20 protein-coding genes and 1 tRNA gene are annotated in these 26690 nt (G+C 73.2%); 10 read left to right on the top strand and 11 right to left on the bottom strand.

What is annotated here, in order from left to right:
* Window positions 1–24: 24 nt before the first annotated feature.
* A complete protein-coding gene (locus ASG88_RS08820) occupies window positions 25–1581 on the bottom strand; it encodes an FMN-binding glutamate synthase family protein (RefSeq protein WP_056887041.1) in 1557 nt (518 codons plus the stop codon).
* A gap of 75 nt (window positions 1582–1656) precedes the next feature.
* On the opposite strand from ASG88_RS08820, the gene ASG88_RS08815 reads away from it, so the two are divergent.
* From ASG88_RS08815 to ASG88_RS08805, 3 genes are read left to right on the top strand one after another with little or no spacing between them, the layout of a single operon-like run.
* Window positions 1657–2952, top strand: a complete 1296-nt coding sequence (locus ASG88_RS08815; RefSeq protein WP_056887040.1) for an alpha/beta fold hydrolase — start codon at window positions 1657–1659, stop codon at window positions 2950–2952.
* 27 nt (window positions 2953–2979) lie between these two features.
* On the top strand, window positions 2980–4326 hold the full coding sequence (locus ASG88_RS08810) for an MFS transporter (protein ID WP_056887039.1): 1347 nt from the start codon (window positions 2980–2982) through the stop codon (window positions 4324–4326).
* A complete protein-coding gene (locus ASG88_RS08805; RefSeq protein ID WP_056887038.1) occupies window positions 4323–5759 on the top strand; it encodes a pyridoxal phosphate-dependent decarboxylase family protein in 1437 nt (478 codons plus the stop codon). Before ASG88_RS08810 ends, ASG88_RS08805 begins: the two co-directional genes overlap by 4 nt.
* Window positions 5760–5791: 32 nt before the next feature.
* Here the strand turns inward: ASG88_RS08805 and ASG88_RS08800 are convergent, their stop codons facing one another.
* Window positions 5792–6433 carry a TetR/AcrR family transcriptional regulator gene (locus tag ASG88_RS08800; RefSeq protein ID WP_082600162.1) on the bottom strand — a complete coding sequence of 214 codons (642 nt, stop codon included), beginning with the start codon at window positions 6431–6433 and terminating at the stop codon, window positions 5792–5794.
* A 79-nt stretch (window positions 6434–6512) separates the two neighbouring features.
* Between ASG88_RS08800 and ASG88_RS08795 the strand changes: the two genes are divergently transcribed.
* Complete coding sequence (locus ASG88_RS08795; RefSeq protein WP_056887036.1) at window positions 6513–7202, top strand: uracil-DNA glycosylase; 690 nt, start codon at window positions 6513–6515, stop codon at window positions 7200–7202.
* A 74-nt stretch (window positions 7203–7276) separates the two neighbouring features.
* Entirely contained in the window at window positions 7277–8128 is an 852-nt protein-coding gene (pdxY, locus tag ASG88_RS08790) for a pyridoxal kinase PdxY (protein WP_056887035.1), read from the top strand.
* Between the two features lie 133 nt (window positions 8129–8261).
* Here pdxY and ASG88_RS08785 read toward each other — a convergent pair.
* Window positions 8262–8333, bottom strand: a tRNA-Thr gene (locus ASG88_RS08785).
* Window positions 8334–8391: 58 nt separating this feature from the next.
* On the opposite strand from ASG88_RS08785, the gene ASG88_RS08780 reads away from it, so the two are divergent.
* Genes ASG88_RS08780 through eis form a run of 3 tightly spaced genes read left to right on the top strand, consistent with a single transcriptional unit; the run spans window position 8392 to window position 12719 of the window.
* On the top strand, window positions 8392–10233 hold the full coding sequence (locus ASG88_RS08780) for a glycoside hydrolase family 13 protein (protein WP_056887034.1): 1842 nt from the start codon (window positions 8392–8394) through the stop codon (window positions 10231–10233).
* A 39-nt stretch (window positions 10234–10272) separates the two neighbouring features.
* Window positions 10273–11532 (top strand): DUF4032 domain-containing protein, encoded by a 1260-nt coding sequence (locus ASG88_RS08775; RefSeq protein ID WP_056887033.1) that lies wholly within the window; start codon window positions 10273–10275, stop codon window positions 11530–11532.
* Window positions 11529–12719: an enhanced intracellular survival protein Eis gene (gene eis, locus ASG88_RS08770; RefSeq protein ID WP_056887032.1), complete on the top strand. Its 1191-nt coding sequence runs from the start codon at window positions 11529–11531 to the stop codon at window positions 12717–12719. Before ASG88_RS08775 ends, eis begins: the two co-directional genes overlap by 4 nt.
* 4 nt (window positions 12720–12723) lie before the next feature.
* On the opposite strand, the gene ASG88_RS08765 is transcribed toward eis, so the two are convergent.
* The 4 genes from ASG88_RS08765 to cysS form a co-directional block, all read right to left on the bottom strand.
* A complete protein-coding gene (locus tag ASG88_RS08765) occupies window positions 12724–14223 on the bottom strand; it encodes a HEAT repeat domain-containing protein (protein ID WP_056887031.1) in 1500 nt (499 codons plus the stop codon).
* Between the two features lie 68 nt (window positions 14224–14291).
* Window positions 14292–15803, bottom strand: a complete 1512-nt coding sequence (locus tag ASG88_RS08760; RefSeq protein ID WP_235534779.1) for a metallophosphoesterase — start codon at window positions 15801–15803, stop codon at window positions 14292–14294.
* Entirely contained in the window at window positions 15800–16762 is a 963-nt protein-coding gene (rlmB, locus tag ASG88_RS08755) for a 23S rRNA (guanosine(2251)-2'-O)-methyltransferase RlmB (protein ID WP_056887030.1), read from the bottom strand. Before rlmB ends, ASG88_RS08760 begins: the two co-directional genes overlap by 4 nt.
* A gap of 59 nt (window positions 16763–16821) precedes the next feature.
* On the bottom strand, window positions 16822–18234 hold the full coding sequence (gene cysS, locus ASG88_RS08750) for a cysteine--tRNA ligase (protein ID WP_056887029.1): 1413 nt from the start codon (window positions 18232–18234) through the stop codon (window positions 16822–16824).
* A gap of 94 nt (window positions 18235–18328) precedes the next feature.
* Here cysS and ASG88_RS08745 point away from each other — a divergent pair, with 94 nt between their 5' ends.
* On the top strand, window positions 18329–19564 hold the full coding sequence (locus ASG88_RS08745; RefSeq protein WP_056887028.1) for a C39 family peptidase: 1236 nt from the start codon (window positions 18329–18331) through the stop codon (window positions 19562–19564).
* Between the two features lie 9 nt (window positions 19565–19573).
* Here the strand turns inward: ASG88_RS08745 and ASG88_RS08740 are convergent, their stop codons facing one another.
* On the bottom strand, window positions 19574–21100 hold the full coding sequence (locus ASG88_RS08740; RefSeq protein WP_056887027.1) for a molybdopterin-dependent oxidoreductase: 1527 nt from the start codon (window positions 21098–21100) through the stop codon (window positions 19574–19576).
* A gap of 57 nt (window positions 21101–21157) precedes the next feature.
* Between ASG88_RS08740 and ispF the strand changes: the two genes are divergently transcribed.
* Window positions 21158–21646 carry a 2-C-methyl-D-erythritol 2,4-cyclodiphosphate synthase gene (ispF, locus tag ASG88_RS08735; RefSeq protein ID WP_157559643.1) on the top strand — a complete coding sequence of 163 codons (489 nt, stop codon included), beginning with the start codon at window positions 21158–21160 and terminating at the stop codon, window positions 21644–21646.
* Window positions 21647–22518: 872 nt separating this feature from the next.
* On the opposite strand, the gene ASG88_RS08730 is transcribed toward ispF, so the two are convergent.
* The 3 genes from ASG88_RS08730 to nirB are packed head-to-tail and all read right to left on the bottom strand — an operon-like array spanning window position 22519 to window position 26677.
* A complete protein-coding gene (locus ASG88_RS08730; protein WP_235534778.1) occupies window positions 22519–23700 on the bottom strand; it encodes a uroporphyrinogen-III synthase in 1182 nt (393 codons plus the stop codon).
* Window positions 23697–24041, bottom strand: coding sequence for a nitrite reductase small subunit NirD (gene nirD, locus ASG88_RS08725; protein WP_056887024.1), 345 nt, complete (start codon window positions 24039–24041; stop codon window positions 23697–23699). Before nirD ends, ASG88_RS08730 begins: the two co-directional genes overlap by 4 nt.
* On the bottom strand, window positions 24041–26677 hold the full coding sequence (gene nirB, locus ASG88_RS08720; protein WP_056887023.1) for a nitrite reductase large subunit NirB: 2637 nt from the start codon (window positions 26675–26677) through the stop codon (window positions 24041–24043). Before nirB ends, nirD begins: the two co-directional genes overlap by 1 nt.
* Window positions 26678–26690 lie beyond the last annotated feature (13 nt).

The raw sequence follows: 26690 nt of genomic DNA, 5'->3' as shown, positions 1-26690 counted from the left end.
TCGAGGCCGCTTCCGGGGCCGGCGTCAGCGGGTGGTCGGGCGGGGCAGCGGCGACTCGCCCTGCGCCATCATGATCTCCTCGATCGTGGTGCGCAGGTCGGGACCGATGGCTCCCCAGTCGTCCTCGTAGCCGTAGACGTCGTGCAGCGCCTCGGTGGAGCGGTGCCCGGTGAGGATGTCGACGTCCCACGGCGTGATGAGCCCGGGGTGCACGACCCCCACGGCCTCGGAGACCTTGAGGAGGTCGCGGCGCAGCGACCGGACGTAGTTGGCCGCCCGCACGCTCTTGAGCTCGACGTCGAGGCCGAAGGTGTAGCGCGGGTTCTGCGTCGCGATGCCCACCGGGCAGTGGTCGGTGTGGCACTTCTGGGCCTGGATGCAGCCGATCGACATCATCGCCTCGCGGCCGACGTTGATCATGTCGGCGCCGAGGGCGAAGGCGACGACGGCGTTCTCCGGGATGCCGAGCTTGCCCGCCCCGATGAAGGTGACGTCGTCGGTGAGGCCGGCCGCGGCGAAGCGCCGGTAGACCTGGCTGAAGGCGATCCGGAACGGGTAGGCCACCGAGTCGGCGAAGATCATCGGCGCCGCGCCCGTTCCGCCCTCGCCGCCGTCGATGTTGACGAAGTCGACGCCCCGGCCGCCCGCGGCCATCGCCTCCACCAGCTGGTCCCAGAGCGTCATGTTGCCGACCGCCGACTTCACGCCGACGGGCAGCCCGGTGGCGTCCGCGACGGTCTCCACGAAGTCGAGCATCGAGTCCACGTCGTCGAAGACGGCGTGCCGGCTCGGGGAGGCGCAGTCCTTGCCCTGGGGGATGCCGCGGATCTCGGCGATCTCGGCGCTGACCTTCTCGCCCGGCAGCATGCCGCCGAGGCCGGGCTTGGCGCCCTGGGACAGCTTGATCTCGATGGCCCGCACCGGCGCCGACTGGACCAGGTCGACGAGGCGTGGCAGGTCGAAGCGGCCCTGCTCGTCGCGGCAGCCGAAGTAGCTGGTCCCGATCTGGAAGACGATGTCGCCGCCGTTGCGGTGGTAGGGCGAGAGCGCGCCCTCGCCGGTGTTCTGGAAGCAGCCCGCCAGCGCGGCACCCTGGTTGAGCGCCTCGATCGCCTTGCCGGACAGCGAGCCGAAGCTCATCCCCGAGATGTTGACCACCGAGGCCGGGCGGAAGGCGTGCCGGCGGCCCCGGGCCGCCCCCATCACCTTGGCGCTCGGCAGGGTGATCTCCTCGTCGGCGTGCGGCATGGTCGCCGCGCCCGGGCCCATGAAGGTCCGGTGCTTGATGATCGGGTAGCCCTCGACCCGCTCCATGTCGTTGTCGGTGCCGAAGCCGAAGTAGTTGTTCTCCAGCTTGGAGCTCGCGTAGATCCACCGCCGCTGGTCGCGGCTGAAGGGCCGCTCCTCGTCGTTGCTGGTCACGATGTACTGCCGCAGCTCGGGTCCGAAGCGCTCCAGGAAGAACCGCAGGTGGCCGGCCACCGGGAAGTTGCGGATGATCGCGTGGTTGCGCTGGGTGACGTCGTGCGCGACGAGGCCGGCGAGGGCGCCGGCCCCGAGGGCGGCGAGGTTCCACTTCATGGGTCGTGTCTAGTCCTGACCCGGTCCGCGGGCAACCTCCCCCGGGGCGTGGTGACCCGGCGTATCTTCGCCCCCATGGACCTCTTCCCCCCGAAGCCCGACCAGCTGGTCGCGGCGGCGGGCAACGTCGCCCACAAGGTGCTGTACGGCGGCCTGGCCGACCTGCGCCCGATGCCACGCACCCTGATCGACGACGGGGAGCTGCGCGAGGTCTACCACTACCGGCCGGCGGCGACCGTCCACGAGTCGGGCGACCCGGTGCTGCTGGTGACCCCGCTGGCCGCGCCGGCGATCTGCTACGACCTGCGCCGGGGCTGCTCGCTGGTGGAGCACTTCGTCTCCCTGGGTCGCCGGACCTACCTGGTGGAGTACGGCCAGGTGTCCTTCCGCAACCGCAACCTCGGCATGGAGCACTGGGTCGACGAGGTCCTCCCCCAGGCGATCCGCGAGGTGTCGGCACACGCCGGCGGACGGCCGGTGCACGTCGTCGGCTGGAGCCTCGGCGGCATCTTCGCGATGCTGACCGCGGCCGACCAGCCCGAGCTGCCGATCGCGTCCCTCACCGTCGTCGGCTCCCCCGTCGACGTGAAGAAGGTGCCCCTGGTGGCGCCGATGCGTCCCCTGCTCAACCTCACCGACGGGCGGGGGCTGCTCACCCGCAGCTACCGCGCGCTCGGCGGGATCCCGCAGCCGTTGGTCAACTGGGCCTTCACGGCGGCGTCCGTGCAGAAGGTCGTCACCAAGCCGGTGGCCGTCGTGACGCACCTCGACGACACCGACTACCTCGCGCAGCTCGAGGCGGTCGACCGCTTCACGGCCAACATGATCGCCTACCCCGGCCGGACCTTCGGCCAGCTCTACCACCGCTTCGTCAAGGGCAACTCGCTCGCGGCCGGCGCGATGGAGCTCGGCGACCGGACCATCGAGCTGTCCGCCATCACCGCCCCCGTCCTGGTCTTCGCCGGCGCCACCGACGGCATCGCGCCGGTGGCCGCGGTGCGCCCGGTGCTCGACCTGCTGAAGGGCGCCCGCGAGGTCCGCTTCGAGATCGTGCCCGGCGGGCACCTGGGCATGCTCACCGGCCGGGCCGCCCGCGGCAGCACCTGGCGGGTCCTCGACGAGTGGATCGAGCAGTGGTCCAGCGACGACGCGCCCGCCCCGACCCCGCGGCGTACGAAGAAGGCGAAGACGAAGAAGAAGGACGCCGCCCCGAAGGCAGCCGGGCAGAAGGCGGCGAAGAAGCCGCCGGCGGTCCGCAAGACCACCACCCACAAGGCACCGGCGAAGGACGCGACGCCCGCCTCGGACGCCATCGGCGCCAACCCCACCCGTCGCTACGGCTCGGCCGGGTCCCGCTCGCTCGGCACCTGAGCGGGTCCGCGGCCCTAGAGTCGCGGCATGGACGACACCGGCGGCACGCTGCCGCGCAGCGTGCGCTGGGGCTACGGGTCCGGGTCGGTCGCCACGGGTGCCTTCGGGACCGTGCCCGGCCTGATGCTGCTGCCCTACCTCACCGACACCCTGGGCATCGCGGCGCTCTGGGCCGGCCTCATCGTCTTCGCCCCCAAGGCGTGGGACGTGCTGCTCAACCCGGTCGCGGGCCGGATCAGCGACCGCACCGTCGACCCCGCCGGTCCCCGGCGCCCGTGGCTGCTGCGCGCCGGGGTGATGCTGGCCGGCGCCTTCGCGCTGATCTTCGCGGCACCCGACCTGGGCTCGCAGGTCCTCGAGGCGAGCTGGGTGCTGGTGTTCTTCGTGCTGGCCGCGACGGCGTACGCCTTCTTCCAGGTCCCCTACGTCGCGATGCCCGCCGAGATCACGTCGTCGTACGACGAGCGCACCCGGCTGATGACCGCCCGCGTGGCGATCCTGGCGTTCACGATCATGCTGGCCGGGGCCACGGCGCCGCTCATCCGGGACGCCGTCGGCGGCCGGGACGGCTACCGCGTGATGGGCGTGGCGATGGCCGTCCTCATCGGCGTCGGCGTCCTGGCGGCGTACGTCGGCACCCGGCGCGCGCCGATCGGCGCGGTCGCCGCAGGGGCGGGGTCGTTGCGCGAGCAGCTGCGGATCGTGGCCACCGCGCGCGACTTCCGGCTGCTGCTGACGACCTTCGTCCTGCAGGCGCTGGCCACCGGCTGCATGCTCGCCGGGGTCGACTACCTGGCGTCGGACGTGCTCGGGTCGAGCGGCGCCGCCACGATCCTCTTCGTCTGCTTCGTCGGCCCGGCGCTGGTCCTCACGCCCCTGTGGGCGCGGTACGGCGCGCGCGTCGGCAAGCAGCGCGGCTACACCGTGTCCTCCCTGGTCCTCGCGACCGGTGCCGCGGTGGCGGTACTCGCGCCGTACGCGCCGTCGGCGGTCACCTTCGCGGCGGTCGGGCTGGTGGGCGTGGGCTACGCGGGCTGCCAGGTCTTCCCGATGGCGATGCTGCCCGACGCGGCCGCGACCGACGCCGCGCGGACCGGCGAGAACCGCGCCGGCGTCTACACCGGCGTCTGGACCGCGGGCGAGACCCTCGGGCTGGCGCTGGGCCCTGCGGTCTTCGCGGTCGTGCTGGCCCTCGGCGGCTACGTCTCATCGCAGGGCGGGGAGGTCACGCAGCCAGGGTCGGCCCTCACCGCGATCACCCTCGGCTTCTCGCTGCTGCCCGCCGCCCTGACCCTGCTCAGCCTGCACTGGCTGCGCCGCTACACCCTCGATGCGGACGCCGTCGCCCGCGCGACCACGGAGGCCACGACATGAACCCCGCCGACACGAACCCTCTCGACCGGATGCGCGAGCTGCAGGCGGACGACCTGCCCGTCCACGGCGGCCGCACGCTCGCCTACGTGTACGACGGCGGCGACGCCGAGGTGGACCGGATCGGCCGCGAGGCCGTGGCGGCGTACGCCGGCTCGAACGCCCTCGACCCGACGGCCTTCCCCAGCCTGCTCCGGATGGAGAACGAGCTCGTCGGAGTCGCCTGCGGCCTGCTCGACGCCCCGGACTCCGCGGTCGGCACGGTGACGTCCGGGGGCACCGAGTCGATCCTGCTGGCCGTGCAGGGTGCGCGCGACTCCCGGCCCGACGTGGAGCGGCCGACCATGGTCCTGCCCGCCACCGCGCACGCGGCGTTCCACAAGGCGGCGCACTACTTCGGCGTCGAGGCCGTGCTGGTGCCCGTCGGAGCCGACTTCCGCGCCGACGCGGCCGCGATGGCCGCCGCGATCGACGACCGCACGGTGCTCGTGGTGGCCAGCGCCCCGTCGTACGCGCACGGCGTGGTGGACCCGGTGACCGAGATCGCGGCCGCCGCGCACGCCGCCGGCGTCCGCTGCCACGTCGACGCCTGCATCGGTGGCTGGGTGCTGCCGTACGCCGTCCGTCTGGGGCGGCCGGTGACGCCCTGGACGTTCGCGGTCGAGGGCGTGACGTCGATCAGCGTCGACACCCACAAGTACGCCTACGCCCCCAAGGGCACCTCGCTGCTGCTGCACCGCGACGCCGCGCTGCGCAAGCCGCAGTTCTTCGCCTCGGCCGCGTGGCCGGGCTACACGATGCTCAACCAGACGACCCAGTCCACCCGCTCCGGCGGGCCGATCGCCGGCACCTGGGCGGTGGTGACCGCGATCGGCGACGACGGCTACCTCCGGCTGGCCGCGCAGGTCTTCGAGGCCGTCGACCGGATCGTCGCCGCCGTCGAGGCCGTCCCCGCGCTGCGCGTCGTCGCGCCCCCGGAGTCGACGCTCGTCGCGCTGGCCACCGACGACACGTGCGACCCCTTCACGCTCACCGACGAGATGGTCGCGCGCGGGTGGTACGTCCAGCCACAGCTGTCGTACGACGGGCAGCCCGCCAGCGTGCACCTCTCGGTGAGCGCAGCGACGCTCGCCGGGCTCGACGACTTCACGACCGCCCTCGGGGAGTCGGTCGCTGCGGCGCAGGCGGCCGGCCCGGTGGCCGTGGACGAGGGCGTGGTCGCCTTCATCGAGTCGCTCGACCCGGCCACCCTGGGCGACGACGACTTCGACGGGCTGCTGGCCGCCTCCGGCCTCGTCGGCGAGTCGGCGGACGGGTCGCTCTCATTGCCCGGGCGGATGGCCGAGGTCAACGCCATGCTCGACGTGGCCGCGCCCGCGATGCGCGAGGCGCTGCTCGTTGCCTTCCTCGACCGGCTCTCGCGGCCGGTGCGCTGAGGCGCGTCCGCCGAGCGGGCTCGAGACGGGACTCAGCGCGAGTAGGGCGCGAGGTAGCCGGCGACCATCCGGATGCCCTCCTCGACCAGCTCCTGGTCCCCCTCCAGGTCCTGGGCGTAGGCGAGCTGGAAGACCCGGTCGCCCACCTCGACGGCGAGCAGGGCGATCTTGGGCGGCACGTCGTGCGACAGCAGCCCGGCGGCCTCGGCGAACTGCAGGAGGTTGGAGGCGATCTCGACGCTGTGCTCGCGGCCGCGGTCCCGGATCGCCGGGTTGTCGCGACCGCGCAGCCAGATCTCCACGAAGGCCGGACGGCGTGCGTAGACCTTGGTGAAGGCCCGCATCGCGGTCTCGACGAGGGCCGAGAGCGACAGCTCGTCGAGGCCGGCCAGGTCGGCCAGCAGCTGCTCGTCCATCTCGGCCCGGTCCCGCTCGACGAGGGCGAGCAGGATGTCCTCCTTGTCGTGGAAGTACTGGTAGAGCGACGCGACCGGGACCTCGGAGGCCTCCGCGATCGCCCGGGTCGTCAGCGCGTCCACGCCGCGCTCGATCACGAGGCGGGAGGCGGCGTCCAGGATCTGCTCGACGCGGCGTCGGCTCCGCTCCTGGCGCGGCACCCGCCGGGCCGCGCTGCGGCGCGCGGCTACCCCGGTCCCGCGGCTCCCCTCCAGCATGCCCGCCAGTGTAGGACCGCCCGCCGGCCGCGCGCCGGACCGCGGCCCCGCGTCGTACGGGACCGGCTAGCGTCGTCGCGTGAGCACTCTGCAGGGACTGGTGGACCGGGGACTCGTGGCGGCCGACTGGGCGGAGGCGCTGGCCCCCGTGGAGGACCGGATCGAGGCGATGGGGCGCTTCCTGCGGGAGGAGATCGCCGCCGGGCGTGGCTACCTCCCGGACGGCGACCACGTGCTGCGGGCCTTCGAGCGGCCGCTGGCGGACGTCCGCGTGCTGGTGGTCGGCCAGGACCCCTACCCGACCCCCGGCCACCCGATCGGGCTGTCGTTCGCCGTCGCCCCCGACGTGCGTCCGGTGCCACGGTCGCTGGCCAACATCTACGCCGAGCTGCAGGCGGACCTCGACATCACGCCCGCCCCGCACGGCGACCTCACCGCCTGGGCCGACCAGGGCGTGATGCTGCTCAACCGGGTCCTCACGGTCACTCCCGGCCAGGCCGCGTCGCACCGCGGCCGCGGGTGGGAGGAGGTCACCGAGCGGGCGATCCACGTGCTCGCCGCCCGCGGCGGACCGTGCGCCGCGATCCTCTGGGGCCGCGACGCCCAGTCGCTCAAGCCGATGCTCGGGTCGATCCCGTGGGTCGAGTCCGCGCACCCCTCCCCGCTGTCCGCGTCGCGGGGCTTCTTCGGGTCCCGCCCGTTCTCCCGCGTCGACCGGCTGCTCCAGGAGCAGGGCGGGACCCCGGTCGACTGGCGGCTCCCCGGGTAGCCGCGGCCGCTCGCTGCAGGTCGTCCGGCCCGTGGGTTCACACCCTCGAGTGCCCCGTCACTAGTCTCGGTGGGATGAAGGTCCTCTCGATCCAGTCCTCGGTCGCCTACGGCCACGTCGGAAACTCCGCGGCCGTCTTCCCGCTCCAGCGGCTCGGGCACGAGGTCTGGCCGGTCCACACCGTCAACTTCTCCAACCACACCGGGTACGGCGCGTGGCGCGGTCCGCTCATCCCGCCGACCGACGTGGCCGACGTGATCACCGGCATCGAGGACCGCGGCGTGCTCGGCCAGGTGGACGCGGTGCTCTCGGGCTACCAGGGCGGCGCCGGCATCGCCGACGTCATCCTCGACGCCGTCGCCCGCGTCAAGGCGGCCAACCCGGCGGCGACCTACACCTGCGACCCGGTCATGGGCAACGCGACGTCGGGCTGCTTCGTCGACCCGGCCATCCCCCCGATCATCCGCGAGCGGGTCGTGCCGGCGGCCGACGTGATCACGCCCAACCAGTTCGAGCTGGGCTTCCTCACCGACACCGCACCCGCCGACCTCGACTCGACCCTTGCCTCCGCCGACCGGGCGATGGCCATGGGACCGTCGACCGTGCTGGTCACCAGCGTCGAGCGGCCGGACGCGCCCGCCGACACCCTCGAGATGATGGCCGTGACCCGCGGCGGCGCCTGGATCGTCCAGACCCCGCGGCTGCCGATGAAGGCCAACGGCTCGGGCGACGTGACGGCCGCCCTCTTCACCGCACACCTGCACTCCACCGGCTCGCCGGCCGAGGCCCTGGCCGCCACCGTGAGCTCGGTCTTCGACCTGCTGCAGAACACCCTCGACTCCGGCGAGCGCGAGCTGCGCCTCATCCAGTCGCAGGACGCCTTCGCGCACCCGCAGCTGCAGTTCGAGGTCACGCAGGTCCGCTGACGGACACCCCGGTGTCGGTGAGCTGGCCACACCGGCTCGCGCACGAAGGTGGCTGGGCCACCGCTCACCGCGGCTCCCCGGAGTGTGTGGCTTCGGTGTCACCAGGTGGCACTGAAGCCACACAGAAGATCGGAGCCGCGTGAGAGATTCGAACTCTCGCAACCCAATTTACAAGATTGGTGCTCTACCCCTGAGCTAACGCGGCCTGCTGCGCTGACGCAGCGCCGGCAATCCTAGACGCCGGCTCCTGCGAGAATGCGCGCATGTCCCTGCTCGACCTGCCGCACCACGACGGCTCCCCCCTCCACGTCTCCGACGAGTCCCCGCGCCTCGGCGACGTGGTGACCGTCCGGGTCCGGACCAGCACCGCCGATCCGGTCGACGCGGTGTGGCTGCGGACGACGTACGACGCGGAGCCGGTGTTCCACGCGATGACGCCGACGACCGACGGCGACACGACGTGGTGGTCGGGTGAGCTGCCGGTGCACAACCCGGTGACCCACTACCGCTTCCTCCTCGTCCGCGCAGGCGTCGACGGACAGCACGAGCAGGAGTGGCTCACCGCGGCCGGCATCGTGGGTATCGACGTCCCGGACGCGACCGACCACCTCATCAGCGCCTACTCCGCCGCACCGGACTGGGGCCGCGATGGCGTGGTCTACCAGGTGTTCCCCGACCGCTTCGCGCGCTCCGCAGCGGCCGACGAGCGACCGACGCCGGAGTGGGCGATCGCGGCCGACTGGGACGACGAGGTGATCTTCGAGCCGCTCGACCCGCGCACCCCGCTCCAGCTCTTCGGCGGCGACCTCGACGGCATCACCGAGCACCTCGACCACGTCGAGGAGGTGGGCGCCGACATCGTCTACACGACCCCGGTCTTCCCGGGCGAGAGCAACCACCGCTACAACGCGACCACCTTCGACCGGGTCGACCCGCTGCTCGGCGGCGACGAGGCCTACGAGCGGCTGTCCACCGCGGTGCACGCCCGCGGCTGGCGGATCCTCGGCGACCTCACCACCAACCACACCGGTGACACCCACGAGTGGTTCACCGCAGCGGCCGCCGACCCCACCGCCGCGACCCGCTCCTACTACTACTTCGAGCCGGACGGCACCTACGCGACCTGGATGGGCCACACCACCCTGCCCAAGGTCAACCACGGCGACCCGGACCTGCGGGCCGCGATGGTCGAGGGCCCGGACTCCGTGGTCGGGCGCTGGCTGCGACCGCCGTACGACGTCGACGGCTGGCGGATCGACGTGGCCAACATGACCGGGCGCCTCGGCGCCCTCGACGTCGCGCACGACGTGGCCCGCGCCGCGCGGCACACGGCCGCCGAGCTGCGCGACGACCCGCTCGTCATCGGCGAGCACAACCACGACGCCACCGGCGACATCGACGGCGACGGCTGGCACGGCACCATGAACTACTCCGGCTTCTCCTGGCCGCTGTGGTCGTGGCTGCGCGACCCGGCCACCCCGGCGCGGGCGTTCGGCCGACCGGTGCAGGTCCCCCGGCGACCCGGCGGGGCGGTCGTCGAGACGTTCCGCGCCTGGCACGCGGCCTTCGGCTGGCGGGCCACCTCACAGTCGTGGAACATCCTCGGCTCCCACGACTCCGCCCGGATCCGCACCATGGTCGGCAGTGCGGACGTGCACCGGGTGGCGGCCGGCCTGCAGTTCACGATGCCGGGCGTCCCGATGATCTTCGCCGGCGACGAGATCGGCCTCGAGGGCGTCACCGGCGAGGACTCGCGCCGCACCATGTCGTGGCACCGCCGCGACGAGTGGGACACCGACACGCTCGCGACGTACTCCCACCTCGCCCGCCTGCGCCGCTCCTACGGCGCCCTGCGCCACGGCGGGCTGCGCTGGGCCCACGTCGACGACGACACCATCGCCTTCGTGCGTGAGCTCGACGGTCAGCGCCTGCTGGTGGTCGCCCGACGCGCCGGTGGAGAGACCTTCACGCTCCCCACGGCGGACCGCGCGACGCACCTGCTGGGGACCGAGCCGGGCGGTGTCGACCTGGAGGGGCCCGGCGACGAGGTCGTCGTCCCGGCCACCGCCGGCGCCCGCCTGGACGTCTGGCGCCTCGACGGATGACCGCGCCCCACCGGGCCGCCGGGGAGTAGGTTGCCGACCATGGCCCTGCGCATCGTGGCGAGTCGTCCCGATCCGGCGATCATCAAGCTGCCGTGGTCGACGCCCCTGGAGGAGTGGACGGACGAGTACGTCGTCCCGCTCCCGCGTGGCCTGAGCCGTCACGTCGTCCGCATCGTCCGGCTCGGCAGCCGGACCTACGCGGTCAAGGAGACGCAGGAGGACATCGCCTTCCGGGAGTACCGCCTGCTGCGCGACCTCCAGCGTGAGGGCCTGCCCGCGGTGGTGCCGCAGGGCGTGGTCGCCGGTCGGGTCGACGAGCACGGCGAGGAGCTGCCGGCGGCGCTGATGACCGAGCACCTGCGGTTCTCGCTGCCCTACCGCAGCCTCTTCTCGCACGGCATGACCGCCGACAACCTGCCCAGCCTCATCGACGCCATCGTGGTGCTGCTCGTGCGCCTGCACCTCTCCGGCTTCTACTGGGGCGACGTCTCGCTGTCCAACGTGCTGTTCCGGCGGGCCGCCGGCGACTTCGCGGCGTACCTCGTGGACGCCGAGACCGGCGAGCTGCACCACGACGTGAGCGACCGGATGCGTGACTACGACCTCACCGTCGGCACCGAGAACATCTTCGCCGAGCTGATGGACCTCCAGGCGAGCGGCACGGTGAGCGAGGACTTCGACAACTTCGCCGTCATCACCCGGCTGCGCGAGCAGTACGACAAGCTCTGGGCCGAGCTCACCAGCGAGGAGGAGTTCACCGCCGACGAGATGTGGCGCATCGAGAGCCGCATCGAGCGGCTCAACGACATGGGCTTCGACGTCGACGAGCTCGACATCGTCACCGACTTCGACGGCGACCGGGTGCGCATCCAGCCCAAGGTCGTCGAGCTCGGGCACCACCGCCGCGAGCTGCAGTCCCTCACCGGCATGAACGTCGAGGACAACCAGGCCCGGCGGCTGCTCAACGACCTCGCGTCCTTCACCGCCCACTACGACCTCGGCCGCGAGGACCGGCACCTGGTCGCCGGCCGCTGGATGACGCAGTTCTTCGAGCCGATCATGGAGATGGTCCCCCGCGACGCCCGCGGCAAGCTCGAGCCGGCCGAGATCTACCACGAGATCCTCGTCCACCGGTGGTACCTCTCGGAGCGGGCCGGGCACGAGGTCGGCATCTTCGAGACCGCCCGCGACTACATCGACACCGTGCTCACGAAGAAGCCCGACGAGCTGATCGCCGCCGACACCGACGTCGCGGGGAGCGGGGGCGGCACGGGCTCCGGCGCCGCCGAGGACGCATGACCGACCCGCGTCCCCTCGGCCCCGACGACATCGGCGCCTCGATCACCCTCAGCACCGAGGCCTTCGGCGACCTGCCCGCCGGCTACACGCCGCCCTCACCGGACACCTGGCCACTGCCCGGCCGCCACTCGTGGGGCACGTGGGACGGCGACCGCCTCGTCGCGCGCGTGATGGGCCGCGAGTACCACTCCTGGTGGCACGGCCGGGAGGTCCCGACCTGCGGCATCGCCGGCGTAGCGGTCGCGGCGGAGAGTCGCGGCGAGGGCCTGCTCGACGCCCTGATGGCGACGGTGCTCGACGAGGGGCTGCGGGAGCGGGGCGAGGTCGTGTCGACGCTCTACCCCACGGCGCCCGCCATCTACCGCCGCTACGGCTACGAGATCGTCACCAGCCTGCTCGAGGTCGAGCTGGCGACCGACCGGCTGAGCCGCGTCAGCCCCGACCCGACGGTCACCCTGCGCCGCGCCACGGCCGCCGACGTGGACGACGTACGCCGCCTCTACGCGACCTGGGCCGCCGCCCACAACGGACCGCTCACCCGCACCGGCCCGTCCTTCCCCACCGACCCCGACGAGCTGGTCGCGTCGTTCACCGCGATCACCCTCGCGGTGGTCGACGACACCGTGGTCGGCTGTGCGAGCTGGCACCGCGGGACCGGGTACGACGACAGCGCGACGATCGTGGTCGACGACCTGGTCTCGCTGCATGCGGGCGCCACCCGCTCCCTGTGGGCGATGCTCGGCAGCCACGCCTCGGTCACCGGCCGGGTGCGGCTGAGCACCTCCGGCGACGACCCGGTGCGGCTCGCGCTGCCCTTCTCGGAGTGGCGGGTCACCCGGCAGATGCCCTACATGCTGCGCGTGCACGACGTGGCCGGCGCCCTGACCGGGCTGCGGCTCGGACCGCTCGACGCGCGCGTCGCCTTCACCGTGGCCGGCGACCCGCTGGGCACGACCGACGGCCACTGGGTCCTCACCACCGCGGACGGGGTCTCGACCTGCACACCCGGCGACGCGTCGTACGGCGGGCCGGTGCTGTCCTCGCGCGGGCTCGCGCTGCTCTGCTCGGGCGCCCAGGGCTGCGCCGACGTGCGGGCCGCCGGGCTGATGAGCGGCGACACGACCTCGGACCTCCTGCTCGACACGCTCCTCGGCGGCCGGCGCGTGCACGTCCGCGACTACTTCTGAGCGCTCACTCGGCCACCCGGCCGCCCTGCTCCAGCCACCAGCGCGCCGCCGCCCGGACGTCCGCGGGCAGGTCCGGGGCCACCGCGATCCCGGCGAGCCCGGGGTGGCCGCTCATCCCGGCGGCGTAGATGGCCAGCCGCCGGGTGTCGGGGTCCCGCAGCCCGGTGTGGAGGACGTCCGCCGGGATGTCGCGTCCGGCGGACCCGGCCACGCCCAGGGCCGCGCCCCGCAGTCCGGGGTCGGGGTCGGTGAACCACCGCTGCACCAGCGGGATGTCGTGACCGTGCAGCACGCCGAGGAGCCGGCGCGCGCCGCGGGCCCGGATCCGGGGGTCCTCGGTCGCCTCGACCAGGGCGGCCACCCGCTGGCCGGCCGGGCCAGCGAGGACGGGGAGGCCGCTGAGCAGCATGTAAGCGGTGACGGCCCGCGTCTCCCAGTGGCCGAAGGAGATGTCGTAGAGCAGGCGCGCCAGCATCGGCTGCTCGCCGACACCCGTCTCGTCGCCGACCGCGCGGGCCGCGGCGACGCACTCGCGCCACAGCGCGTTGGACTCGTCGCGGCTCATCGTCGGCACCGGGGCGGCCGGCGGGAGCGGTCGCGCCGGGACGAGGCCGTTGCTCCGCCAGACGTCACGGGGGACGAGCCGGATGAGGTGGGTGACCCACTCCTCCTGCGAGGAGCCGGGCTCGGTGGCCTCCAGGGCCTCGAGGAGCCGGGGCGACACGGTCTCCCAGAAGGGGGTGCCGCTGATCTGCCCCATGTTCTCGATCGCCAGGGCGCCGCACCGGGCGACGTACTCGCGCTCGTCGACCAGCAGGGCGAGGCACCAGTCGAGGGCGTCGTCGGTGACCGCCTCGCCGACGGCGCTCATCAGGTCGCCGAGACCCTGGGCGTGGGTGCGGGCCACCTCCTCCTGGGTCACCGAGAGGACGAGGTGGCCGTAGGCGCTGCAGCGGACGAGGGACAGCGCCTCGTAGCGCGAGGGGTAGCCGTGGGAGACCGACCGGGCCAGCTCGGACACCAGCCGGGTCAGCAGCTCGAGGCCCTGCCGCTCGGGCAGGCCGATGTTGCCCGGGGACGCGGTGGCCCGTGCCCAGCGCAGCCACTCGCCGCCCGTGACGGGGACGGCGCCCTGCAGCCGCTCGGTGAGCTGGGAGAGCTCGCGGACGGTCTCGATGCGGCTGCCCGGGTCGGCGTCGCGCGGGCTGACCTGCGGGAAGGTGCGGCACAGGATGTCGATGGGCGCCCGCAGCGACCCCTCCACCAGGCCGAGCGCGGACTCGTAGCCGTCGACCACCCGGCCGTCGCGCAGCTGGCCGGTCTCGATGCGGGACAACCGGGCGGCGCTGGTCCCGAGCTCGTCGGCCAGGGCCCGCAGCTGGGTGCCGCTCGCCGAGGTCGTCCGGGCCATCCGGAGCACCCAGGCCACCCGCGCGGCGACGTCGATGTCGGGACCGTCGAGCGCGGTCGCGTCGTCCACGGTGATCGTGCGGCCCCCCGACATGCTCCGAGGATTACCACGGAGTACCGACATCGCCCCGACGACACGGCGTACGACGCGCCGGGGACTCCTCAGCCGACCTCGGGCCCGGCGTACTCGAGCGGCGCGAAGTCGCCGACGACGAAGGTCCCGTCGGTCTGGAGCCGGACCGGCTGGACCCCGACGGGGCGGCCGTCCTCGCCGTAGGTCACCAGGCTGACGCCCGCGTCGCGCCGCGGCTTGCTGCCGACCGCGATCGCGTACGCCGCGCCGCCGGTGGTGCCGTTGGTGTAGGTCCAGCCGACCTGCCCGTCCTCGCCGAGCACCGCCTCCGGTCCGCGCTGGACGTGGGTGTGGCCGCCGACCACGAGGTCGGCACAACCGCGGGCCAGGGTCTCGCGGCCGAGGTTGGCGTCGTGCACGAGCAGGGTCGCGATGCGCTCCTCGGAGGCGCAGGCCGCGTCGGCCAGCCGCTCGCCCACCTCGGTGAAGCTGAGGCCGGTCTCCTCGCGCCAGTCGCCGAGCCCGCTGGCACGGGGGTCGTCCACGCCCAGGACCAGCCCGCCTCCGGGGCCGTCGGCGGGCTCGCCGTCGAAGGTCGTCCAGCCCAGGTCCGCGAGGTAGCCGATGACGAACGGCCCGTTGTCGTGGTTGCCGGCGATCGCCCAGCGGTCGAGGTCGTCGAACGCACCGTCCAGCGAGTCCAGGCTGAACGCCTCCCACGGCTGGCCGGTCGAGGTGTCGTCGCCGGCGTCCAGCACGGCCGTGGCGCCGCCCGCGTCGCCGATCGCCCGGGCGACCGGGTCCATGCCGATGTTGTCGTGGCGGTCGCTGACGAGCAGCGCGACCGTCTCGCCCTCCTCGGGCCGGCGCAGCTCGAGGTCGGCGGCCGCCTCGGCCGCCTCGGCGTAGAACGCCTTGCTCTTGTCGTAGGTGCTCACCGCGCTGCCGATCAGGCGGCGGGTCTGGGTGGTCGTCGGGCCGGTGCGGACCTCGATGCCGTCGGCCTCGGAGGGCAGCGGCACGGCCGCGCCGAGGAAGGTGCCCAGCGGGATCCAGTCCTGCTCGGCCTCCTGGGTCTCCGCGTCCCCGTCCCACGGCTGCCAGAGGGCGAGCGGCAGGGCCACGAGGAGCACCCCGGCCACGGCGCCGCGGCGGGTGCGCAGCCCTCGGAAGAGCTCGCCGCGCCGGTGCGGTCCGAGGAGCAGCCAGACGGCGAGGGGCACCAGGCCGATGCCGAGGCCGCGGATGGCGGCCGACACGGCGATGTCCCGGACCGCGGCCTCCACCTTGGCCACCTGGGCCTCGGGCTGGCTGGCGATGAAGGCGTAGCGGTCGATCAGCTCGTCGGCCGAGACGGCCTCGGTCTTGCCCAGCACGAGCTCGACGCCCACGGGTCCGTCGCCCTGGCGGCGTACGTCGGGAAGCAGCGGCCCGGTGCGCACCACGACGTCCCCGTCGAGGGTCGGCTGCACCGTCGCGTCGTGGCTGGCCACGACGATCGTCCTGCTCCCGGAGAGGAACAGGGTGACCGTCGCGACCACCGCGACGACGAGGCACCCCACCGCCACGGCGACGGTGGGGATCAGGCGGGTGCGGCTCACGCCCGGGCGCGCGCCTGCGCGATCGAGTACAGCGTCACCGACGCGGCCACTCCCGCGTTGAGCGACTCCAGCTGGTTGGCCATCGGGATCGAGACGAGCTGGTCGCAGGTCTCGGTCACGAGGCGGCCCAGGCCCTTGCCCTCGGAGCCGACGACGACCACGAGCGGGCCGTCGGCGAGCTCGAGGTCGGGCAGCGCGACGTCGCCGTCGGCGGCCAGGCCGACCACCATGCAGCCCGCGTCCTGGTAGGCCTTGAGCTGCCGGGTGAGGTTGACCGTCTGTGCGACCGGGATGCGGGCCGCGGCACCGGCGCTGGTCTTCCACGCCGACGCGGTCATGCCGGCCGCCCGGCGCTCGGGGATCAGGACGCCGTGGGCGCCGAAGCCCGCCGCCGAGCGGATGACGGCACCGAGGTTGCGCGGGTCGGTGACCGAGTCGAGGGCCACGATGAGGGGCTTCTCGCCCATCTCGGCGGCGCGGTCGAGGAGGTCGTCGGGGTGGGCGTACTCGTAGGACGGCAGCCGGGCCGCGAGGCCCTGGTGCACCGCGCCACCGGTCATCCGGTCCATCTCGCCACGGGTCACCTCCATCATGGAGTAGCCCTGCTCCGCGGCGATCTTGAACGCCTCACGCAGCCGGCCGTCGCGCTCGGCGCCCTCGGCGACGTAGACCGACGTGATCGGGATCCCGGCCCGCAGCGCCTCGACGACGGAGTTGCGCCCGGCCACCCACTCGGCCTCGGTCGACTTCGTCGTACGCCGCTTGGGACGGGTGGTCTCGGTGCGCCCGGAGCGCTCGGCGCGCTTCGCGTCCTTGTGGGCCTTGTGGTACGGCCGGTCCTTGGCCTTGGGCGTGGGGCCCTTGCCCTCGAGGCCGCGCTTGACGCGCCCGCCCGATCCGGCCGTCGGGCCCTTGCCCGTCTTGCGGATCGCGCCCTTGCGCTGTGAATTGCCTGGCACGTCAGTGTCCTTTTCGGTGATTGAGGTGCGAGCTTGCGAGCCTCGAAATCCGTGGCATGTCAGATGCTCCACTTCGGCCCGGAGGGCGTGTCTTCGATCTCGATGCCGGCGGCCTTGATCCGGTCCCGGATCGCGTCGGCGCGACCCCAGTCCTTGTCGGCTCGCGCCTGGGCCCGGTCCTCGAGCAGTGCGGTGATGAGTACGTCGACGGCGCCGCGCAGCTGCTCGGCCTCGGCGCCGTTGCTGCCGTCGGTCCAGCCGGGGTCGGCCGGGTCGAGCCCGAGCACGCCGAGCATGGCGCGCACCGAGGCGGCGTTGCCGCGGAGCGCGTCGGAGGGACCGTCGGCGAGCAGCTTGTTGCCCTCGCGGACCACGTCGTGGATCGCGGCGACGGCAGCGGGCGTCCCGAGGTCGTCGTCCATGGCCGCGACGAACTCGGCGCACCAGATGCCGTCCGACGGGACCTCTCCGAGCAGCGCGGCCGCGCGCTCGAGGTAGTTCTCGATGCGTCGGAAGGACGTGGCCGCCTCGTCGAGCGCCTCGAAGCTGAACTCCACGTGGGAGCGGTAGTGCGCGCTCACCATGTAGAACCGCAGCTCGATGCCGCGCACCCGCTCGAGCACCGACGGCACGAGCAGCGAGTTGCCGAGCGACTTGCTCATCTTCTCGCCGGCCGTGGTGATCCAGGCGTTGTGCATCCAGTACGACGCGAAGGGCTTGCCCGCCGCGCGGGACTGGGCCAGCTCGTTCTCGTGGTGGGGGAAGCGCAGGTCGACGCCACCGCCGTGGATGTCGAAGGCGGGGCCGAGGTACTTGCTGGCCATCGCCGAGCACTCGATGTGCCAGCCCGGGCGGCCGCGGCCCCACGGGGCGGGCCAGGCGGCGGACTCGGGCTCGGTGGTCTTCCAGCCCTTCCACAGGGCGAAGTCGCGGGGGTCGCGCTTGCCGCGGGGGTCCGCGTCCTCCGCCGGCTCCATGTCGTCGAGGCCCTGCCGGGTGAGCTCGCCGTACGACGGCCAGGAGCGCACGTCGAAGTAGACGTCGCCGGACCCGTCCTCCGCGGCGTACGCGTGACCGCGCTCGATGAGCGTCTCGATGAGCTCGAGCATCTCCGGGACCGTGCCGGTGGCGCCGGGCTCGTAGGTGGGCGGGAGCACGTTGATGCTGGCCAGCGCCTTGGTGAGCTCGGCGTGCATGGCGTAGGCGAGGTTGTACCAGGGGCGGCCCTGCTCGGCGGACTTCGCGAGGATCTTGTCGTCGATGTCCGTGACGTTGCGGATGAAGTGCACGTCGTAGCCGCTCGCGGTCAGCCAGCGGCGCAGCACGTCGAAGTTGACGGCCGAGCGCACGTGGCCGACGTGCGGCTCCGACTGCACGGTGAGTCCACAGACGTAGATACCCGCCCTCCCCTCCTCGAGGGGGACGAAGTCACGGACCTCGCGGGTCGCAGTGTCGTGGAGCCTCAGATTCACCCGGCAAGTCTAGGGGCGGCGGGTCGACACAACGATTCGACCGGGCGCTGTGACTCGTGGGACAGGTGGGGCATCTGCGGGTTAGCGTGGTCGCGTGGCCCCTTCCCTGGTACGACGCCCGCTGCTCGCCGTCCCCGTGCTCGCCCTGCTCGCGGGCGCCCTCTCCCCGGTGACCGTGTCCGCGTCCGCGGACCCCGGTGCTCCGGTGGTCGCCGAGCGCCGCGCCGCCTCCGGCATCCAGCACACCTCGTGGAGCCGGGGCCGCGACTGGCGCGCCGGCACCATGCGCGGCGTCCGCACCGCGAAGGGCTCGCTGCTGCTCAAGAAGCCCCGCACCGGCAAGCTGCACGGGCGGGCCTACCAGGCCGGCAGCTGGACCTCGCCCTGGGCGTCGCCCGGCTTCGGTGCCACCGAGCTCATCCCGTCGTGGGAGGCCCTCACCACCGGGGACAGCGTGGTCAAGGTCGCCGTCCGGGCCCGGACCGCCGACGGCCGCACGTCCAGCTGGGACTCGATGGCCGAGTGGGCCCTCGACAACCCCGCCGTCCGCCGCCAGTCGCTGGCCTCGCAGTCCGACGACCTCGGCCGGGTCAACGTCGACACCTGGGTCGCCGCGGCTCCGGTCACCCAGTGGCAGGTGCGGGTGACGCTCTACCGCAGCGCCACGACCAAGCCGCTGGTGCGCGTCGACCGCGTCGGCGCCGTGGCCAGCGCCATCGCTCCTCGTGGCAGCACGCCCACGTCCACGCCCGGCCCGGCGGCGGGCACGGTCCTCGACGTCCCGGCGTACTCCCAGATGACCCACTCCGGCCACTACCCGCAGTGGGGCGGCGGCGGCGAAGCCTGGTGCTCGCCCACCTCGACCGCGATGGTGCTCGGCCACTACAGCCTCCAGCCCGGCCCCTTCCCGGCGGTCACCGCGGGCCACGCGGACCCACAGGTCGACCACACCGCCCGGCTCGTCTACGACCACCGCTACGGCGGCACCGGCAACTGGGCGTTCAACACGGCGTACGCCGCCACGCTCACCACCGGTGACGCCTACGTCACCCGGCTGCGCAACCTGCGCGAGGCCGAGGACTTCATCGTGGCCGGCGTCCCGCTGGTGATCTCGGTGGCCTTCGGCGCCCGTCAGCTCACCGGCGCCCCGATCTCGTCCAGCAACGGCCACCTGCTCGTGGTCGTGGGCTTCGAGGCCGACGGCGACGTGGTGGTCAACGACCCCGCCGGCGCCACCAACGGAGCGGTCCGCCGGGTCTACGACCGCGACCAGCTCGAGGACATCTGGATCAACGCCAGCGGCGGGACGACGTACGTCATCAACCGCTGACGCGGCGCGTCACTCGTCGCGGACGCTGAAGTCGACGGTGTGCCAGCCCGTCGCCCCGTCGGGTACGACGTCCGCGATCGCGCCGGTCTGCACGTCGCCGTCCTTGCCGATCGCGCGCACCCGCAGCGTGTGGTCCCCCGGGGTGACGTCGACGGTGCCGGACCACTGCACCCAGGTGTCCTCGGTGGGCGCGGCGGCCAGCGAGACGCGCTCCCAGGCGCCGCCGTCGAGCGCGACCTCGACCGCCTCGATGCCGGTGTGCTGCTTCCAGGCCATGCCGCCCACGTCGAGGGTGCCCGGGTCGACGTCGGCGCCCGAGCGGGGCACGTCGATGCGGGAGGCGATCTTGACCGGCCCCAGCTCGGACCAGCCGCGCTCGGTCCAGAAGGCCGCGACGTCACCGAAGCGGGTCACCTCGTAGTCGACGACCCACTTGGTCGCCGAGACGTAGCCGTAGAGCCCCGGGACCACGGTCCGGACCGGGAAGCCGTGCTCGATGGGCAGCGGCCGGCCGTTCATGGCGACGGCCAGCATCGCGCCCCGGTCGTCGGTGAGGGCGGTGAGCGGGGTGGCGCAGTTCCACCCGTCCTCCGAGGTCTGGAGCACGCAGTCGGCGTCCCCACGGACGCCGGCCTCCGCGAGCAGGTCCGCGACGCGTACGCCGCTCCACCAGGCGTTGCCGATCAGGTCCCCGCCGACCTCGTTGGACACGCAGTTGAGGGTCACCCACGACTCGGTCAGCCCCCGGGCGATGAGGTCGTCGTAGGTGAGCACCAGCTCGCGGTCGACCATCCCGTGGATGCGCAGGCGCCAGTCCTTGGGCTCAATCGCCGGCACCGAGATGGCCGTGTGGATCAGGTAGAAGTCGTCGTTGGGCGTCTGCCACGAGGTGACCTCGGCCAGGCCCGACGCGACGCCGGACGGCGGCTCGGGGAGCGTGACCTCGTCGAGGCGGAGCAGCCGCCGGCTCTCCACCACGTGCCGGCGACCGGCGCCGACGACGCGGCCGGCGACCGCGACACCCACGGCGGCGACGCCGAGCACGCCCGCGACCATGAGGAAGACCCGCCGCTCGCGTGACTCCAGCTCGGGGTGCGACTCCCCCATCCGCAGCGGCGCGGTGAGTGCGGGGAGCAGAGCCACCCAGGTGAGGAGGCCGACGAGGACGGGGAGGACGTCGACCCCGCCCGCGCCCCGCTGGAGCAGGACCGCGACCACGCCGACCGTGGCCAGGCCGAGCCACACCAGCTGCGGCTTCAGCCACGACGTGCGGGCCAGCAGGCCGGCGAGGGCGAACATCGCCAGCAGGAAGAGCACGATGCCACCGACCAGCAACGGCTTGTCGAGCTGGCCGACGAGGCTGATGGCCTGCTCGGCGAGGGCACCGGGGGTGAGCCGGATGACGAGCTCCGCGACGGCCACCACGGGCGACTCGCGGATGGTGAGCACCATCGCCACGGCGTAGCTCGTCGCCAGGCCCGCGATGCCGGTGACGATGCCCGCAAGCGCCCAGGGCAGGCGCGACGAGGGGTTCATGGGGCCATTCTGTCCGACGGCGCCTCACGTGCGGTCGGCGGACGACCAGGCGGCATGATGGGCCCCGTGACCCTCCCGCGCACCGGCATCGGCACCGACGTCCACCGCCTCGTCGAGGGTGTGCCGATGCACCTGGCCGGACTGTCCTGGCCGGACGAGCCGCGTGGCCTCGAGGGTCACTCCGACGCCGACGTCGCGGCGCACGCGGCGTGCGACGCGCTCTTCTCCGCGGCGGGCATCGGCGACCTCGGCTCTCACTTCGGCACCTCGGAGCCCGCGTGGGCCGGTGCCTCCGGGGCCACGCTGCTCGCGGAGGCGGCCCGCCGGGTCCGCGAGGCCGGCTTCGAGATCGGCAACGTGGCGGTGCAGGTCGTCGGCAACGCGCCGCGGCTCGGCCCGCGGCGTACGGACGCCGAGGCGGCCCTCACCGCTGCGGTCGGGGCGCCGGTGTCGGTGTCGGCCACCACCACCGACGGTCTCGGGCTCACCGGCCGCGGCGAGGGCGTGGCCGCCATCGCGACCGCGCTGGTGGCCCCGCGCGCCTGACCGCTCGCCGCGCCGCCACCGCTGTCACGCGCTGTGACGCGTGCTCCGGACGTCACCGGTGGGTGGCGAAGCTCCCGCAACAGCGCGTGACATGCCAGCCGTACGACGGCCGGCCGCTGGCGGCGGGTGGGGAACGAAAGCCGCCGTGCCGGATCGTCGTACGCCGATCTGGTTCCCCACCCCGCCACCGCCGCCTCGCCGCGGCGTACGACGTCCGGCAACGTCCGGCCGTGGCCACCACTGTGCGTGGATGCACCCTGGGACGAGGTCGGATGGTGCATCCACGCACACTCCTCGGGTCAGTCGTCACTCTCCTGCTCGCGCCACCGGTCGCCGCGGGCAGGTGGGGAACGTGAGCCGCCTTTCCGGGTCGTCGTACGGCGCCCGCATCTGGGGTGTCGGCGTCGGTCCGGGGCGCGGCGGACGCTCACCGTCCACGACCGACTCAAGCGCTTCGCCGCGCGGCGTACGGCGTCCGGCAGTCACGTCCCGCTGTGTCCACGACCGACCCGTGCACTTCGCCGCGCGGCGTACGGCCCGGCAGTCACGTCCCGCTGTGTCCACGAGTGTGCGTGGATGCACCCTGGGACGAGGTCGGATGGTGCATCCACGCACACTCGTCGGGGTCAGTCGTCCCACTCCTGCTCGCGCCACCGGTCGCGGTGGGCGGGCGGGGAACGAGCGCCGCCGGGCCGGGTCGCCGTACGCCGATCTGGTTCCCCACCGCCGACCCGCCACCACCCCGGTTCATGTCACGCGCTGTCACGAGTGCTCCGCACCCCACCGGTGGGCGGTGGAGCTGGCGCAACAGCGCGTTACATCAGAGCCGTACGACGACCAACCACGGAGGTCACGAAACGGTCACGGCGAGGTCACGAGCCGACCGCGAGGCGGTAGCCCCGCTTGACCACGGTCTGCACCACCCGCGTGCCGAGCGCCGCCCGCAGCCGGGCGACCGCCATCTCGACGGCGTGCTCCGACCCGGCGGTCCCGCTGGGCAGCGCGGCGAGCAGCTCCGAGCGCGAGACCACGTGGCCCGGGTTGACGACCAGGGCGTGCAGCACCGCCAGCGGCGCCGGTGAGAGGTGCACCTCCACCCCGTCGACCAGCACCAGGTCACCGTGCATGAGCAGGGTGTGGTCGGCCACCTCGAGCGACAACCCGTTCTTGCGCGACGGCAGCTCGGTCTCGAGCAGCTTGATCATGGCCGCGAGCCGCGACCGCTCGGGCGTGATGCTCGGGACGCCCCACATCTCGAACGCCGCCGCCGTCACCGGACCCACGCACGCGGCGATCACGTCGGCCTGGCAGGCGGCGATCACCTCGTCGCGGCGGCCGGTCACGCCCGCCGCCTCCATCAGCGCGGCCACCGCGGGGGCGGAGGTGAAGGTGACGGCGTCGAGCTCGCGGTCGGCGATCAGGTCGACCATCCGGAACATCGGCTCGGGGTCCTCGGCGCTCTGCACCCGGTAGACCGTGACCACCTCGACGCGCGCCCCCTGGCGCTGGAGCGCGTGGGCGACCATCGAGAGCGACTGCCCGTGCTCCTGCACCACGATCCGTCGGCCGCGCAGGTCGCGGCCGCGCAGGTGGGCGAGCACGTCCTCGAAGCATTCCGAGCCCGGCGACCACAGCTCGCGGATCCCGCGGCGCCGCAGCGCCCCGACGCTCTTGGGCCCCCGGGCCAGCACCTCGGCGGCGCCGATCGCATCGACGAGCGCGTCGTGGAGGCCCCACGCCTCCGTGGCGTCGAACCACGTCCGCATCCCGATGCCGGTGGTCGCGACGAAGATGTCGACCGGCTCGGAGAGCAGCCGCTCGGAGGCCGCGCGCAGCTCGGCGTCGTCGACCTGGTTGGGGTCCTGGGAGAGCGACGGCGCCCACTCGACGTGCGCCCCGCGGCGCTCGAGCAGGGCGATCTGCTCGTCCACCTTGCGGGCGGCGGTCACCCCGACCCGGTAGCCCTCGAGGGGTCGAGAGGTGCCCGAGGGTGCCTCGTCAGGGGTCACTTCGGAGTCCACCGCAGGCCCGGACAGCAGGGGACGCACCGTCACGCGACGGCCTGCTTGCGGCGGCCGACCAGGACGACGCCGTCCTCGACCACGACGTCGTACACGGGGACGCTGTGGGTCTCGTCGTCGAGGCAACGGCCGGTCCGCAGGTCGAAGGCGTGCTTGTGCATGGGGCTGGCGACGAACGGCACGCCGGCGCGGGTGCCGACGATGCCGCGGGCCAGGACGGAGGCGCGGGCGAAGGGGTCGTAGTTGCCCAGCGCGTGGATCTCGTCGTCGTGGGTGCGGAAGATCGCGATCGCCTGGCCGTGCACCAGCGCCGTGACGCCGCGCTCCACCTCGAGGTCGTCGACGGGGCAGACCCGCTCCCACTCGGCGCCCATCACGACACCCCTGCCGCGTCGGGGGCGCCGACGGGGATCGTGGCGCCGAGGACGACCGGGCCCTCGCTGTCGGCCGGCTTGATCTGGCCGCGCTCCTCGGTGAAGGAGATCGCTGGGTCGGGGGTGTCCGGCGCGTTGACGAACGACACGAAGCGCGACAGCTTGGCCGGGTCCTCGAGGGTGGCCTTCCACTCGTCGAAATAGGACCCGACGTGCCGCGCCATCTCGGCCTCGAGCTCGGCACCGAGGCCGAGCGAGTCCTCCACGACGACCTCGCGCACCCGGTCGAGCCCGCCCTCGAGGGAGTCGACCCAGCCGGCGGTCCGCTGGAGCCGGTCGGCGGTGCGGATGTAGTACATGAGGTAGCGGTCGAGGTAGGAGATCAGGGTGTCGGTGTCGAGGTCGCCGGCCAGCAGCCGGGCGTGGACGGGTACGGCGCCGCCGTTGCCCCCGACGTACAGGTTCCAGCCCTTCTCGGTGGCGATGATCCCGAAGTCCTTGCTGCGCGCCTCGGCGCACTCGCGCGCACAACCGCTGACGCCCCCCTTGAGCTTGTGGGGGCTGCGCAGCCCGCGGTAGCGCAGCTCCAGGGCGATGGCGAGGGCCACGCTGTCCTGCACGCCGAAGCGGCACCAGGTGGAGCCGACGCACGACTTCACCGTGCGCAGCGACTTGCCGTAGGCGTGGCCGGACTCGAAGCCGGCGTCGACGAGCCGGCGCCAGATCGCGGGCAGCTCCTCCATGCGGGCGCCGAAGAGGTCGATCCGCTGGCCGCCGGTGATCTTGGTGTAGAGGTTGAAGTCGCGGGCGACCTCGCCGATGACGATGAGCTTGTCGGGCGTGATCTCGCCGCCGGGGATGCGCGGCACGACCGAGTAGGTGCCGTTGCGCTGGATGTTGGCGAGGTAGGCGTCGTTGGTGTCCTGCAGCTGGCGGGTGTCGGTGTCCAGCACGTGGCCGTTGAACTGGCTGGCCAGGATGCTCGCGATCGCCGGCTTGCAGACGTCGCAGCCGCGCCCGGTGCCGTGCGCCTCGACGATGTCGTCGAAGCGGCGGTAGCCGTGCACCGCGACCACGTCGAACAGCTCCTGGCGGGTGAGCCGGAAGTGCTCGCACAGGCCCTTGTCGACGACCTTGCCGACCGCGGCGAAGTGCTCCTCGACGATGTTCTTGACCAGCGGCACGCAGCTGCCGCAGGTGCTGCCGGCGCGGGTGCACTTCTTGACGTCCGCGACGGTCTCGCAGCCGTCCTCCGCGACCGCGTGCACGATCTGGGCCTTGGTGACGTCGTTGCACGAGCAGACCTGCGCCTCGTCGGGCATGCCGAGCTCCACGCCCCCGCGGCTGGCCGGGAGGATCAGCTCCTCCGGGTTGGCCGGCAGCGCGATGCCGCTCGCGACGAGCGGTCGCAGCACGCCGTACGCCGACGCGTCACCGACCAGGATGCCGCCGAGGAGGCGGAACGTGCCGTCCTTCGACTCGGCCACGACGAGCTTCTTGTAGACGCCCGCGACGGCGTCGGAGTAGACGAGCTCCAGCGAGTCGGGCGTGGTCGCGAAGGCGTCGCCGAAGCTGGCCACGTCGACGCCGAGCAGCTTGAGCTTGGTGGACATGTCGGCGCCGGTGAAGGTGCCGGGGCCCTCGCGCAGGGCGTCGACGACGACCTCGGCCATCGCGTAGCCCGGGGCCACCAGGCCGTACATACGCCCGCCCGGGGCGGCGCATTCCCCGATGGCGAAGATGTGCGGGTCGGACGTGCGGCACTGCTCGTCGACGAGCACGCCGCCACGCTCGGCCAGGTCGAGGCCGCACTCGCGGGCGATCGCGTCCCGGGGCCGGATGCCGGCGGAGAACACCACGACCTGGGCGTCGACCGTGGTCGTCTCGGCCCCCTCCTCGGTGCCGGCGGGACGGACCCGCAGCCCGGTCACCGCGTCGTCGCCGGTGATGGCCTCGGTCATCACGCCGGCGTGGACACGGACGCCGAGCTTCTCGATGTGGCGGACCAGGGTCGCACCGCCCGAGCCGTCGAGCTGCACGGGCATCAACCGGGGCGCCATCTCCACGACGTTGGTCTCGAGGCCGAGCTGGACGAGCGCGTTGGCCGCCTCGAGGCCGAGCAGTCCCCCGCCGATCACGATGCCGCTGGTGGCGGACCCGCTGGCGGCCCGGATCGCCTCGAGGTCCTCGATGGTGCGGTAGACGAAGCAGCCGTCCTTGTCGCGGCCCTCGACCGGCGGCACGAACGGCGCGGCGCCGGTGGCCAGCACCAGCGCGTCGTACGCGAGGGTCTCGACTCGGCCGGGGTTGGTGAGCGGCTCGGTGACGTTGCCGGGGGCCGGCGAGACGTAGGTGATGGCACGGCCGGCGCGGTCGATCTCGGTCACCTCGGCGTCGAGGACCAGGGTGACGCGCGGGTCGTCGTACGCCCCCTCGGGCAGCAGCGACAGCTCGTCGGCGCTCTCCGCGGCGAAGAAGCTGGTGAGGGCGACGCGGTCGTACGCCGGGCGACGCTCGGCGCCGATCACCACGATGTCGTGGGTCTCGGTCAGGCCGCGCTCGATGGCAGCCTGGACGAAACGGTGGCCGACCATTCCGTGGCCGACGACGACGAGGGTGGAGCGCGTGTGCCTCATGCCACGACGCTAG

Origin of the sequence: Nocardioides sp. Soil777, assembly GCF_001428425.1 — a bacterium.
In the GTDB taxonomy this organism is placed as follows: Bacteria; Actinomycetota; Actinomycetes; order Propionibacteriales; family Nocardioidaceae; genus Nocardioides; species Nocardioides terrigena.
Note: the sequence above shows the minus strand (reverse complement) of the source record. Positions and strands in the feature narration are given on the sequence as shown.

Coding starts and splice junctions, on each gene's coding strand:
- ASG88_RS08800 (WP_082600162.1), bottom strand. CDS start 6,433: ATGCTGGAGGGGAGCCGCGGGACCGGGGTAGCCGCGCGCCGCAGCGCG.
- nirD (WP_056887024.1), bottom strand. CDS start 24,041: ATGGGCGCCGAGTGGGAGCGGGTCTGCCCCGTCGACGACCTCGAGGTG.
- eis (WP_056887032.1), top strand. CDS start 11,529: ATGACCGACCCGCGTCCCCTCGGCCCCGACGACATCGGCGCCTCGATC.
- ASG88_RS08820 (WP_056887041.1), bottom strand. CDS start 1,581: ATGAAGTGGAACCTCGCCGCCCTCGGGGCCGGCGCCCTCGCCGGCCTC.
- nirB (WP_056887023.1), bottom strand. CDS start 26,677: ATGAGGCACACGCGCTCCACCCTCGTCGTCGTCGGCCACGGAATGGTC.
- ASG88_RS08740 (WP_056887027.1), bottom strand. CDS start 21,100: ATGAACCCCTCGTCGCGCCTGCCCTGGGCGCTTGCGGGCATCGTCACC.
- ASG88_RS08815 (WP_056887040.1), top strand. CDS start 1,657: ATGGACCTCTTCCCCCCGAAGCCCGACCAGCTGGTCGCGGCGGCGGGC.
- ASG88_RS08780 (WP_056887034.1), top strand. CDS start 8,392: ATGTCCCTGCTCGACCTGCCGCACCACGACGGCTCCCCCCTCCACGTC.
- ispF (WP_157559643.1), top strand. CDS start 21,158: ATGGGCCCCGTGACCCTCCCGCGCACCGGCATCGGCACCGACGTCCAC.
- ASG88_RS08765 (WP_056887031.1), bottom strand. CDS start 14,223: ATGTCGGGGGGCCGCACGATCACCGTGGACGACGCGACCGCGCTCGAC.
- ASG88_RS08775 (WP_056887033.1), top strand. CDS start 10,273: ATGGCCCTGCGCATCGTGGCGAGTCGTCCCGATCCGGCGATCATCAAG.
- pdxY (WP_056887035.1), top strand. CDS start 7,277: ATGAAGGTCCTCTCGATCCAGTCCTCGGTCGCCTACGGCCACGTCGGA.
- ASG88_RS08810 (WP_056887039.1), top strand. CDS start 2,980: ATGGACGACACCGGCGGCACGCTGCCGCGCAGCGTGCGCTGGGGCTAC.
- ASG88_RS08805 (WP_056887038.1), top strand. CDS start 4,323: ATGAACCCCGCCGACACGAACCCTCTCGACCGGATGCGCGAGCTGCAG.